At 63.9% G+C, this 12618-nt stretch carries 11 protein-coding genes; 2 read left to right on the forward strand and 9 right to left on the reverse strand.

Features of this window, described 5'->3' with window-relative positions; genetic code table 11:
• Positions 1-31 precede the first annotated feature (31 nt).
• A complete protein-coding gene (locus OCT39_RS04400; RefSeq protein WP_263586484.1) occupies positions 32-2473 on the forward strand; it encodes a mechanosensitive ion channel family protein in 2442 nt (813 codons plus the stop codon).
• Here OCT39_RS04400 and OCT39_RS04405 read toward each other — a convergent pair.
• Together OCT39_RS04405 and OCT39_RS04410 are read right to left on the reverse strand one after the other, a co-directional pair.
• Positions 2390-2821, reverse strand: coding sequence for a hypothetical protein (locus OCT39_RS04405; protein ID WP_263586485.1), 432 nt, complete (start codon positions 2819-2821; stop codon positions 2390-2392). The genes OCT39_RS04400 and OCT39_RS04405 overlap by 84 nt on opposite strands.
• 62 nt (positions 2822-2883) lie before the next feature.
• On the reverse strand, positions 2884-3738 hold the full coding sequence (locus OCT39_RS04410) for a J domain-containing protein (RefSeq protein WP_263586486.1): 855 nt from the start codon (positions 3736-3738) through the stop codon (positions 2884-2886).
• Positions 3739-3895: 157 nt separating this feature from the next.
• Between OCT39_RS04410 and OCT39_RS04415 the strand changes: the two genes are divergently transcribed.
• A complete protein-coding gene (locus OCT39_RS04415; RefSeq protein WP_263587289.1) occupies positions 3896-5326 on the forward strand; it encodes a hypothetical protein in 1431 nt (476 codons plus the stop codon).
• A 63-nt stretch (positions 5327-5389) separates the two neighbouring features.
• Here OCT39_RS04415 and OCT39_RS04420 read toward each other — a convergent pair whose 3' ends face one another.
• From OCT39_RS04420 to OCT39_RS04450, 7 genes are all read right to left on the reverse strand, one after another.
• The gene (locus OCT39_RS04420; RefSeq protein WP_263586487.1) at positions 5390-6517 is read right to left on the reverse strand and encodes an aminotransferase class V-fold PLP-dependent enzyme; all 1128 of its coding nucleotides are present in this window, start codon (positions 6515-6517) and stop codon (positions 5390-5392) included.
• Between the two features lie 102 nt (positions 6518-6619).
• The gene (gene cdd, locus OCT39_RS04425) at positions 6620-7024 is read right to left on the reverse strand and encodes a cytidine deaminase (protein WP_263586488.1); all 405 of its coding nucleotides are present in this window, start codon (positions 7022-7024) and stop codon (positions 6620-6622) included.
• Positions 7021-7758, reverse strand: a complete 738-nt coding sequence (gene deoD / locus OCT39_RS04430; RefSeq protein ID WP_263586489.1) for a purine-nucleoside phosphorylase — start codon at positions 7756-7758, stop codon at positions 7021-7023. Before deoD ends, cdd begins: the two co-directional genes overlap by 4 nt.
• Positions 7759-7786: 28 nt before the next feature.
• On the reverse strand, positions 7787-9025 hold the full coding sequence (locus OCT39_RS04435) for a phosphopentomutase (protein WP_263586490.1): 1239 nt from the start codon (positions 9023-9025) through the stop codon (positions 7787-7789).
• Positions 9025-10359 (reverse strand): thymidine phosphorylase, encoded by a 1335-nt coding sequence (gene deoA / locus OCT39_RS04440; RefSeq protein ID WP_263586491.1) that lies wholly within the window; start codon positions 10357-10359, stop codon positions 9025-9027. The genes OCT39_RS04435 and deoA overlap by 1 nt, the downstream gene beginning before the upstream one ends.
• Before the next feature lie 2 nt (positions 10360-10361).
• Complete coding sequence (gene deoC, locus OCT39_RS04445; protein WP_263586492.1) at positions 10362-11150, reverse strand: deoxyribose-phosphate aldolase; 789 nt, start codon at positions 11148-11150, stop codon at positions 10362-10364.
• Between the two features lie 154 nt (positions 11151-11304).
• The gene (locus tag OCT39_RS04450) at positions 11305-12588 is read right to left on the reverse strand and encodes a NupC/NupG family nucleoside CNT transporter (RefSeq protein WP_252106554.1); all 1284 of its coding nucleotides are present in this window, start codon (positions 12586-12588) and stop codon (positions 11305-11307) included.
• Positions 12589-12618 lie beyond the last annotated feature (30 nt).

A 12618-nucleotide genomic window follows, 5' to 3' on the forward strand; every position in this document is an offset into this window, starting at 1 on the left:
CGGCTCGCAGCCATTACGCCCGGAGGAGCATGTGCGAAAGCCCTGGTTGATCACGTTCGTTTTAGGTATCGCGCTGTGGGCGCTTTTGGGGTTGGGCTCGGCCCAGGCGCAAGGCGTGAGCCTGCCTGGCCTTACCGGCAGCGAAAGCAGCAGCGAAGAGCCGGCCTCGGTCAGCAGCGACGAGTTTCAGGACTCGCTGTCCGATGTCATCAGGCTTTTGGAGAACGAGGACCAGCGCCAGGCGCTTTTGCAATCACTTCGCGAGCTGCAAACCACCTCCGAGGCCACCGAGCAGCAGAGCTCCGACCGCCAGGGCCTTTTGGGGGCGCTGGCGGACACGCTGAGCGATATCGGTGACCAGGCGCAGTCTGGCCACTCCCCGGTAGACGAGTGGTCGCGCCAGCTTTTGCAGGGCGCGCAGGATTTGCGCGCTCTTAACGACGGTACCAACCAGGGTGAGGCGATTCGTGAGATCGTCGACGCGGCCATTCTGGCCGCCATCTGGGTATCGCTTTTGGTCGCCATGATCGCCTTTGGGCGGCTGATTGCGACCCGCCGCGACTGGCCGCTGGATCTGCCGCGCGATCCGAAGGCGCGGCTGTTGGTCGCGCACTTTTTCCGCCGCATGCTGCCCTGGGCGCTCTCCTTTGCGATCGTGCTCGGCATTGGCCAGCTACTATCCGCGAGCTCCGGACGTACGCTGGTGCTGGTCGTGGCCTATATATGCCTGTGCGGGCGGGCGCTGTCGGTGGTGTTCGAAACGGTGATCGCGTTTTTCAGTCGTGGCCACCGCTTTACCGCGGTACAGCAGCTGCAAAACCAGGCGCTTCGCGGACTCTTTTTGATCGGCGCGTTGATTGCGCTGGGTGACGCGGTCAACTCGGTTCGCCTGGTCGACCTGCTTGGCGTCGAGCTCGCAGGCCTGGTGTCCGTGCTCACCAACATGCTGGCGGCGCTTTTAGCGGCTCGCTTCATCATCAAGTTCAAGCGCCCGATTCGCCACTTGATCTGCAACCGCCCCTACAAGCAGCGCCGCGACGCCAGCGCCGCGGTTGAAATGGTCCGCACCCTGGGCGGGCTTTGGCACATTCCGGCGCTTTTGATGGTAGGCGGCTCGCTGTTGGCGATCTTCATCACCGTAGGCGACGTGGCCACGGCCCTGGCCCGCTCGATCGTCTCGGCGAGTCTTCTGGTCGTCACGTTGGTCGTGACCGGGCTTTTACGCCGCCAGGCCGAGCGGCTGACCAAGCGCCGCCATCGCCGCCGCCATAGCCAGTACCGCAAGCGCCTGGAGCGCTTTGGTTTCGTGCTGGCGCACCTGTGCGCGTGGATGGTGTTCGCCGAGCTCTCGATGCAAGTGTGGGGCGGCTCGCTGTTCGGCCTCGGTCAGCAGGCGGTGGCCAGCGCTCGCATTGGCCAGGCACTGGTGAGTCTGGGCGCGACCGTGTTGATCGCCTGGCTTGTCTGGATTTTCGCCGATACCGCCATTTCGCGGGCGCTGACCTCGTCGGCGCGCTCGCGGGGTCGGCGGGTCAATCAGGCCCGCGCCCAGACGATCACGCCGATGATTCGCAACGTCATCTTCGTCACCATTTTGATCATTGCGGTGATCGTGGGGCTGGCCAATATCGGCGTCAACGTCACGCCGCTACTCGCCGGTGCCGGTGTCATCGGTCTGGCGATCGGTTTTGGCGCTCAGACCCTGGTGCAGGATTTGATCACCGGCATCTTCATTTTGATCGAGGATTCGCTGGCGGTGGATGACTTCGTCCAGATCAACAGCCACATGGGCACCGTCGAAGGCCTGACGTTAAGAACCGTGAAGCTGCGCGATCTCGACGGCGTGGTGCATATCATCACGTTCAGCCGGATCGAGTCGATCCACAACATGTCGCGCCAGTTCGGTATCGCCCTGATGCGCATTCGTATCCCGTATGACATGCGCATCGACGACGCCATCACGCTGATGCAGGAGACCGCCCAGGAGCTTCGAAAGGACCCGATGATGCGCCATTACATCTGGTCGCCGCTGGAGATGCAGGGCGTGCAGGGCTTCGAGGATGGCTGCCCGATTCTGCGCATGCGCTTTCGCACCGCCCCGGAGATGCAGTGGGACGTATCCCGGGCGTTCAACCTGATGCTCAAGCAGCGGATGGAAGCGCAGAACATCGATCTTGGCGTGCCGCGGCTCAGTCTCAGCATGGAGCCTCGCTCGCAGGAAGAGATCGAGGAGAGTGCCGGCACCGATTTCTTCATGGATGCCAGCGGGGAAGAGCCGCAAGGCCCGCGCCAGCGCCCCGCGCGGCCCAAGCCAGCCCCGCGCCCCACCCAGGCGGAAAAGCGCAAGGATGAGCGCACAGCACAGCAGGCTACATCGCAGCAGACCAAGTCACAAAAAACCAAGCCACGCGAGCAGGGGCAGCCCCAAAGCGAGGCCTACGCCAGCCCCCATGGCGAACACGGTGACGAGTAGCCAAACCCCTTGAGCGCTGCACCAGCGATCGAAAAACGACACCGCGGCGGCGACGCGACGATCCAGCGTCTCGACGCGCGGCGGGGCGGTGTCCGCCGGCATCGAGAAGTCGTTGGCCGCCTCAATTTGCCAGTGCGGGGCGTGGGTGAGCCCAAGCCCGGCGCGTAGCCGGCCAATGTCGCCAAGCGTGCGGTGCACCTCGTCGTAGCGCGCGCGGTGGCTGGCAATGCCCAACGCCGCTTCGGCGTCGCGGCGAAGGGCGCTGTTGGGACAGCGGCTCAGTGCCGAATCGAGCGTAGGCTGGTCGGCCACCGGCGAAACGGCGAGGCGTTGATAAAGGTCGCGCATGGCAGGACTCTCGGTTGTTGGGTTTGGTGGCGTGTCTTGCTCAGTCGTATCGTGCGGTGTCGTCAGGTGCTCGCCTTGATCAGATAATCATAGGCGTTTTTGATCCGTTGAAAACGCTGCGAGGCGAGCGCCACGTGGTGCTCGCTTTTGGCATAGGCACGGTCCGGGTGATGGAGCTGCGCCAGGCGTCGATAAGCGCGACGGATCTCCTCACGCGTAGCGCCGGGGGAAAGGCCCAGCACCGCCAGCGCCCGGCGGCTTTTGTAGGCGCCGGAAGGGTCATGGGCACTGTTGGAGGCGCGCTCGGAGCGGTCGCGCTCGCGGCGCGCCTGCTCGTTGGCCTGCTCGGCTCTTTCCCGCGCCTTTTCCCTTTCGCGGGCGCGCTGCTGCTCGGCCTGCTGTTCGGCCCGGGCGCGCTCGGCCTGGGCCTGCCGAAAGGCGGCGTCCTCGCGCAGCCAATAGTCGCTTCGGCTGATGTCTTCGGCCGGTGTGAGCGCGTGACCGGTCAGCTCGCCAAAAAGCGTGGCGAGCGCGGCGGGCTCGAAGGCCAACACGTCGGCTAAAAAGCGCAGCACGTAGTGGTTGGAAGGCGATAGCGTGCCGTCGTCGGTGGCAAGCCCGATGGCTTGCTGCAGGATGGTGAGTCGCCGCGCCGGGGTCGACTCGCTCTGTACGACCTCGGCGGCCAGCTGCAGCGCGCTCACGTCCTGCTCGCCGGCGATTTCGAGCAGCTGTTTGAGCCCGGTGGCGTAGCGAAACTGCGCGCCGGCTCGGGCCAAACGCTGAAGTCGCTGGGTCGGCGAGAGCTCCGGGCGCTTGCACAGCACCCAGGCCAGCAATAGCAGCGCCGCCGACTCCACCCGGCTACGGCTTTCGATCAGCACACGCTCGAAACGAGAGAAGCGGGCGGCGGGCATTCGGGCTCCCTGCGGTGGTGAAGAGTCAACGAGCAATACTCGCTTGCCCCTTGATCGATGGCAAGCCCCATTCTGGTCTATGCTAAGAGATCATTAACCAGGTCAATGCCTTAAAGAGCCGCTGATGCGCTCTTGCCGCGAGGGAGTCCGCGCCCAGGTGATCAACGTCGAGCGTAAAAACAGCTTTCAGCTTAGCCTGACCCGGCGGCTGAAAGAGGAGACGTCGCATACGCTGGATGTTTATCTGTTCGTTCCCGGCGAGCTTGGGCTGAGCACCCAGCTGGTGAGCGAAGACGCCTTTTTCCACAGCGCCCTTCATGTCTCGCGCACCTATTACAGCGACCAGTATCACCTGCCGCTGGTGCACAGCCGTTTGGCGAGCCGCAACCGGCTGGGTAGCGAATCCTATCGACTGAGTTTGAGCCTGTACGCCTACCAGTACGTGCTCGCCCTGGAGCAGGCAGTACAGAAGGTGTTGGCGGATACCCGCTCACTGCGCCTCGACAAGAAGGAGCCGCTGACGGATTCCGAGCGCGAAGAGCGTCAGGCGCTGATGGACAAGGTCGACGAGGTCAACGAACTCAGCGAAGGCATTCTCAAGCGGCTGCGGCGCAACGAGCCCAGCGACGAAACGCTCTACAAGTACTTCGCCAACATCGATAACTACCTCTCCTGGTTCACCGAGCAACAGCGTTTGGCTCTGGTGGCGCACCTGCCGCGGGGTGGGGTTTTCAACCCGGTGCGCGCCCAGCTGATCGCGCTTTGCGAAGTCGAAAACGCCCACCGGCGCGAGCGTCAGTACAACGCCGAGCGGGTCATGGCCGACCCTACCCGCATATCCAATAAGATGCGCCTGCTGCGCCGGCTGATCGAGTACCCGATCACCCTGAAACAGGAGTCTTTAGAGCTTGGGCAGAACGAGCAGCGCGTGGTCAAGGCGCTGGCAACGGCGGTCGTCATGGCGTTCGTGACGCTGGGAATCCTGCGCGTACGCGACGTGGTGGGCGATATCACCGCGCTGTTCGTGCTTGCCATGGCGCTTTTGTACGCCATGCGTGAGGTGTTCAAGGACGATCTGCGCAACACCCTATGGCGACTTCTGCGCAAGGGCCGGCCCAAGTGGCGCCGTCAGTACAAGGACGCCACGCGCGACGTGGTCGTCGGCCGCCAGCTCGAGTGGTTCAATTACAAGCGCTTCAAATCACTCGACGAGGAGATCAAGAACCTGCGCCACCGGAGCGTCACCCAGCGCGAGGAGCAGGTGCTGCACTATCGGTCGCAGTCACGTATGTCGCCCACGCGCTTTTTGAGTGGCTACGAACACACCCGCGAAACCCTGACGCTGGACATTTCGCTGCTCACCCGGCTGATGAGTAAGGGCAAGCACCATATCTACCGGTTGAAGGAGGGCCAGGCGGTGCGGGAAAGCGTCGAGCGTCGCCATTTGTTCAACCTGGTGATTCGCGAAACCGGCAGCGAAGATGCCCCGCACCTGGCGCGCTGGAAAGTAGTGGTCAGCCGCTCGGGAATCGTCGACGTCGAGCGGGTCGACGAGGCCATCGCCCCTGCCAACGAAAAGCGCCCCTGAGGGCGCTTCGCGACTTACGCTTCACTACTTACCGTTCGATACTTACCGTTCACGACTTTCCGCTCAGGACTTTACCTGTTCGATCGCGCGCTCGAGCTTGTCGACGCTGCGCTCGGTGTGGTGCAGCTTGTCCAGGCCGAAAAGCCCGATGCGAAAGGTCTGGAAGTCGTCGCCTTCGTCGCACATCAGCGGCACGCCGCCGGCGACCTGCACGCCGGCCCCGGCAAGCTTGCCGACGATGCCGGCATCGTCTGTGTAGCTGACCACCACGCCCGGCGCCTGAAAGCCCTCGGCGGCCACGCTATCAAAGCCCTGGCGGGCCAGCATGGCGCGTACCTCCAGCCCCAGGTCGATCTGCTCCTGCTTCACCTTGTCGAAGCCGTACTCGCGGGTCTCCTGCATGATGTCGCGCAGTGTCGTGAGCGCGTCGGTGGGCATGGTGGCGTGGTAGGCGTGGCCGCCGTTCTCGTAAGCCTGCATGATGGCGTGCCACTTGCCCAGATCGCAGGCAAAACTGTTGCTTTGGGTGTTCTCCAGGCGCTCGACGGCGCGGCTTCCCAGCATGACCATGGCGCAGCAGGGCTGGCCGCTCCAGCCTTTCTGCGGGGCGCTGACCACCACGTCGACGTTCAGATCCTGCATGTCGACCCAGAGCGTCCCGGCGGCGATGGCGTCGAGCACGAACAAGGCGCCCACTTCACGGGCGGCACTGGCTACCTCGCGGATATAGTCATCCGGCAGCAGCACGCCCGCCGAGGTTTCCACCTGAGGGGCGAACACCACCGCGGGTTTCTCCGCGCGAATGCGCTCGGCGACCTCGGCGGCCGGCACCGGCGCGAAGGGCGAGCGGGCGTTTGCCGGGTCGAGGCGGCGCGCCTTGAGCGCGGTGTGGTCATCGGTCAGCCGGCCCATCTCGATGATCTGGGTCCAGCGGTAGCTGAACCAGCCGTTGCGCAGGATCAGCACTTTCTCGTTCTGGGCAAACTGGCGGGCCACCGCTTCCATGCCGAAGGTGCCGCTGCCGGGCACGATGATACTGGCATCGGCGTTGTACACCTCCTTGAGCGTGGCGGAGATATCACGCATCACGTCCTGAAAGCGCTGGGACATGTGGTTCAGCGAGCGGTCGGTGTAGACCACGGAGTATTCGAGCAGACCGTTGGGGTCGACGTTGGGCAACAGAGCCGCCATGGCGTTTCTCCTGAGACAGGCGAGAAGGAAAGGGGCCTCAGCATACGAGGATTCGAAAATCGGCGCCAGCCGGGGTCGGCCGGCGCCTGATACGAGCACGCGTTAGCGCGGCGGCAATTGCTCGGGGCCGAAGGCATCCGGCAGCAGCGACTCCATGGTGTAGGTCTTGAGCACCTCTCCGTCGCGGGAGACGACGTGGATTTCGGTCTCGGGCGTGGCGAACTCGCGGATGCGCTGACGGCAGTCACCGCAGGGCGTACACAGGTGCTCGCCCGGGCCCATTACAAACACGCGGGCAAGCGTTCGCTTTCCGCCGGTCACCATGGCGGAAAGCGCCGACCCTTCGGCGCAGATGCCTTTATAGTGCGCTACCTCGACGTTGCAGCCGACGAAACGCTCGCCGTCCGGCGTCTCCATTACGGCGGCCACCGGGTGGTCGGAGTAGGGTACGTAGGCGCGCCCGAGCGCCTGGGTGAGCGACTCGAGCAGAGTGGTTTCTACCTTCATGCTTTCTCCGTGGCGTGCACGCCCTTGTCGCGCAGTACGGCCTCGAGCGCGACGGTCATCATGTCGTTGAAGGTGTTCTGGCGATCGGCACTCGAGAGCGAGTCGCCCTTGAGGATGTGATCCGAAACGGTACAGATCGTCAGCGCCCGGGCACCAAACTCGGCGGCGACGCCGTAAAGCCCCGCGGCTTCCATCTCCACGCCGACGATGTTGAAGCGCTTCATCAGCTCGGCCATGTGCTCCTGCGGGTTGTAGAAAAGATCCGCGGAAAAGATGTTGCCCACCTTGACCGGCACGTTCTGCGCCTTGGCGGCGGCGACGGCGTGGCTCGCCCACTCGAAATCGCCAAGGGCGGCGAAGTCGTGGTCGTTGAAACGCATACGGTTGACCTTGGAGTCGGTGCTGGCACCGAGGCCGATCACCACGTCGCGCACGTTGACGTCGTCGCGTACCGCCCCACACGAGCCTACGCGAATGATCGATTTCACCCCGTAATCGGTGATCAGCTCCTTGGCGTAGATCGAGACCGACGGAATGCCCATGCCGTGGCCCATCACCGAGACGTCCACGCCCTGGTAGGTGCCGGTGAAGCCGAGCATGCCGCGCACGTCGTTCACCTGACGCACGTTCTCCAGATAAGTCTCGGCGATGTACTTCGCCCGCAGCGGGTCGCCGGGCATGAGCACGGTATCGGCGAAATCGCCGGGTTCTGCGTTGATGTGCGGCGTTGCCATGAAAACTCCTTGAGTAACCGGTTGAAGATCACGCGACGCGGGGCAAAAAGCTCTCGCCGTCGTCGAGGGCGCGCAGTACGAAGTAGTCAGCCAGGGTCTGGCCGATATCGGCGAAGGTATCGCGCTTGCCAAGCGGGCCCGGCGTAAAGGTGGCGCCATGCACCAGAATCGGCACGTATTCGCGGGTGTGCTCGGTGCCTTTCCAGCTCGGGTCGCAGCCGTGATCCGCGGTCAGCACCAGCAGATCGTCCTCGTCGAGCGCGTCCAGAAGCTCCGGCAGGCGGGCGTCGAAGTGCTCGAGTGCGCTCGCGTAGCCTTTGATATCGCGGCGGTGGCCGTAGAGCGAGTCGAAATCGACGAAGTTGGCCATGATGAAGGTTGGCTTGTCGCGGCTATCGGTACGTGCGATCTCGCCAAGCGTTGCCTCCATCAGCGCGTCGTGGCCGCTCGCCTTCACCTTGTGGGTGATGCCGCAGTGGGCGTAGATATCGGCGATCTTGCCGATCGACACCACCTCGCCGCCGGACTCCTGGAGCTTTTGCAGCACCGTTGGCGTCGGCGGCTCGATGCTGTAGTCGCGGCGATTACCGGTGCGCTCGAAGCTATCGGCGCTCTCACCCACGAACGGGCGGGCGATGACCCGACCGATGTTGTAGGGCTCGAGCAGCTCGCGCACGGTTTCGCACAGCGCGTAAAGGCGCTCAAGGCCAAAGTGCTCCTCGTGGGCGGCGATTTGAAACACCGAGTCCGCCGAGGTGTAGACGATCGGCTTGCCGGACTGGACGTGCTCTTCGCCCAGGCGCGCGATGATCTCGGTGCCCGAGGCGTGGCAGTTACCGAGCGTGCCGGGAAGCTCGGCTTGGTCCTTGATTTTTTCCAGAAGCTCCGGCGGGAAGCTCTGCTCTTTATCGAGGAAGTAGCCCCAGTCGAAGCGCACCGGGACGCCGGCGATCTCCCAGTGCCCGGAAGGCGTGTCCTTGCCGCTGGAGATCTCCTGGGCGTGGGCGTAAGCGCCGGTCAGCTCCTCGGGAAGCTCGACGCCTTCGGCCACGGCGCCGGTGGCGTCACGGTGGGCGTGGAAAAGCCCGAGCTTGCCCATGTTGGGCAGCTTCAGGGGGCCGCATCGGTCATCGGTATCCGCCTCGCCACGCGCGCAGGCGGCGGCGATATGGCCCAGGGTGTCGGCGCCTTCATCGCCGAACGCCGCGGCGTCCGGCGCCGAGCCGATGCCGAAGGAGTCGAGTACCACTACAATCGCGCGTCGCATTAGGCTTCTCCTCTAAAGGTGTCCTGAATCAGCGTGTCGGCGTCGACGGCACTCTGGCCCAAAATGATCGCGGCCTTGAGCTGCTCGGCGGCGCGGTTGGCGGCCTCTTCGCTCGCCGCGTGCACCATTGCCAGCGGCCGATCAGCGTCGACGCGAGCACCGATTTCGGCAATCGCGCTAAAGCCAACGCTGTGATCCACCCTGGCGTCGTTACGCAGGCGCCCGCCGCCGAGCTCGACCACGCTCATGCCCACCGCGCGGGTGTCGATGCGGTTCACGATGCCGGCCTCATCGGCGTAGACCGGCTTCACGACGTTCGCTTTGGGCAGGTAGTGCTCCGAGCGCTCCATGAAGTCGTTCGGGCCGCCGAGCTCGGACACCATGCGCGCAAAAATTTCGGCAGCGGCGCCGGAGTTCAGCGCTTTTTCGAGCATCGAGAGGGCTTCATCGCGGCTGGCGGCGAGCTTGCCGGCCATCAGCATCTCGACGGCGAGTTCGCGGGTGACCTCCATCACGCGGCTATTGGCGCGCTCGCCGCGCAGAAGCGCCAGTGTCTCGACGATTTCCACCGCGTTGCCGGCACACGGCGCCAGCGGCTGGCTCATGTCGGTCAGAAGCGCGGTGGTCGGCGTGCCGGCCTGGGTGGCCACGTTGGCGATGCTCTCGGCAAGCTCGCGGGATTTTTCCGGCGTCGGCATGAAGGCACCGCTGCCGACTTTCACGTCCATCACCAGCGCGTCGAGGCCCGAGGCGAGCTTCTTGCCGAGGATCGAGGCGGTGATCAAGGGAATCGACTCCACCGTGCCGGTCACATCGCGTACGCCGTAAATGCGCTTGTCCGCCGGCGCCAGGTTGCCGGTCTGGCCGATGATGGCGACCCCGGTGGATTTCACTACCTGGCCGAAGCGCTCGGGAGCAGGGTAGGGGTCGTAGCCGGGAATCGATTCGAGCTTGTCGAGTGTGCCGCCGGTGTGGCCGAGCCCGCGCCCGGAAATCATCGGCACGAACGCGCCGCAGGCAGCGACCCAGGGGCCGAGCACCAGGGACACCAGATCACCGACGCCGCCGGTGGAGTGCTTGTCGACCACCGGTCCTGGCAGGTTCAGTGAATCCCACTGCATGACGTGGCCGGAGTCACGGGTGGCGGTGGTCAGCGCGACCACTTCCTCACGGCTCATGCCGTTGAGGAAGACCGCCATGGTGAAGGCGCCGATCTGGGCATCGCTGATGCGATCGTCCGCCACGCCCTGAACGAAGTGCTTGATCTCATCAAAAGGCAACGCCTGGGCATCGCGCTTAAGGCGGATGAATTCCTGGGGGAGCAGGTGTGCCATGATTAGTAGCCTCCTTCTTGTGTCGCGGCATCGGCGTCAGGGTTCAGGGTCATCAGCACGTCACCCAACAGGCTCGAGGCACCGAAGCGAAAGTGCTGCGGGGTAATCCAGTGCGGACCCATGATGTCGGCGGCGAGTTTCAGGTATTCAGCGGCCTCTTCGACGGTGCGCACACCGCCGGCGGCCTTGAAGCCGACATCCTGGCCGCTCTCCTTGATCGCGCCGAGCATGATCTCGGTGGCTTCAAGCGTTGCGTTAGTAGCGACCTTGCCGGTGGAGGTCTTGATGAAGTCGGCGCCGCCTTCGATGGCGAGTTCGCTGGCGCGCTTGATCAGTTCGGGCGTTTTCAGCTCGCCGGTCTCCAGAATGACCTTTAAAAGCGCCTGACCGCCGCAGGCTGCCTTGCACATTTCGACCAGCTCGCGGCCGGTCTCTTCGTCGCCGGCCATCAGCGCGCGGTAGGGGAAGACCACATCGACTTCGTCGGCGCCGGAGGCCACGGCTTCGCGGGTTTCCCGCGCCGCGCCCATGATGTCATCGCCGCCGGCGGGGAAGTTGGTGACCGAGGCGATCTTCACCTGATCTTTCAGGTTGTGCGCGGTGAGCGCGCGGGCCGCGGTTACGATGAACTGTGGGTAGACGCAAATGGCGGCTGGGGTCCCGACCGGGGTTTTGACCATCTGGCAAAGCGACTCGATGCGCGCATCGGTGTCGTCGTCGTTGAGGCTGGTGACGTCCATCAGGGCGAGCGCTTGTTTAGCGGCTTGAAGCAGGTCGGAAGAGGCAGTCATGGCGTTCTCACGTTGGTGTTGAAAAAATGGGGTATTAAGAAAATTGGTGTCAAGAGAAACAGTGTAAAAGCATGCGCACGAAAAGCAGGCCGGTAAAAAACGAACGGGCACTGCGCTTGGCCGTGCCCGTTCAGTTTAGCGCCTGAGGCAGGGCTTATGCCGCGACATTACCCAGGGCGATGAAAAAGCCCGCGATCGACGCCGACATGAGATTCGAAAGCGTCCCCGCGAGTACGGCTTTGACACCGTAACGGGCAATCTCGTTGCGCCTTGTCGGCGCGATACTGCCAAGCCCGCCCAGCAAAATGGCGATCGAGGACAGGTTGGCGAAGCCGCACAGCGCAAAGGACAAAACGGCCTGCGTATGTGGCGTCATCATCTGACCTGTCGCGGCCACCACCTGTTCCCCATCAATGTAGGGCGCCAGGTTAATGAACGCGACGAACTCGTTGACCACGATTTTCTGGCCGATGAAGGAGCCGGCAAGCGTGGCCTCGGACCAGGGAACGCCGAGCAAAAACGCCAGCGGGGCGAAGAGCCAGCCAAGAATCAGCTCCAGACTCAGCGACTCGAAACCGAACCAGCCACCGACTCCGCCCAGAATACCGTTGACCAGCGCGATCAGGCCGATGAATGCCAGCAGCATCGCGCCCACGTTGGCGGCCAGCATCAGCCCGGAGCTTGCCCCGGAGGCTGCGGCGTCGAGCACGTTGACCGGCTTGTCCTCCTGCTCTTTGAGCTCCTCGTCCACTTTGGTGATGCTATCGGCATCCTGGTTGTCCCGGGTTTCCGGCATGATCAGCTTGGCGAACAACAGCCCGCCAGGGGCGGCCATGAACGAGGCGGCGACCAGGTACTCCATGGGAATGCCGAGCTGGGCGTAGCCGGCGAGCACCGATCCGGCGACCGAGGCAAGCCCGCCGCACATCACGGCAAAGAGCTGCGACGGCGTCATGCGCGCGATGAACGGGCGCACCACCAGCGGCGCCTCGGTCTGGCCGACGAAGATATTGGCCGTGGCCGAGAGCGACTCGGTGCGTGAGGTGCCGAGTGCTTTCTGCAGTGCACCGCCCAGAATCCGGATGATCCACTGCATGATCCCCAAGTAGTAGAGCACGGCAATTAATGAGGAGAAGAAGATGATGACCGGCAGAACGCGCACGGCAAAGACGAAACCGATGCTTTCGACGTCCGCCAGACCCCCGAACAGAAAGTCGATACCGTCGTTGGCGAAGACCAGCACCTGGCTCACCCCGGCGGAGATCGTCTCCAGAAAGACCTGGCCGAAGGGGATGTAAAGCACGAACGCCCCGATCCCCGCCTGAATGGCAAAGGCGCCGAGCACCGTGCGCAGGCGTATGGATTTGCGGTCATAGGAGAAAATCAGGGCGATGATCACCAGGGTGGCCATACCGACCAGGCTCATGAGGAGTGTCATAAGGAGATCCCTTGAGTTCGCGAGGCACGC

Origin of the sequence: Halomonas sp. GD1P12, from assembly GCF_025725645.1 — a bacterium.
Taxonomy (GTDB): domain Bacteria; phylum Pseudomonadota; class Gammaproteobacteria; order Pseudomonadales; family Halomonadaceae; genus Vreelandella.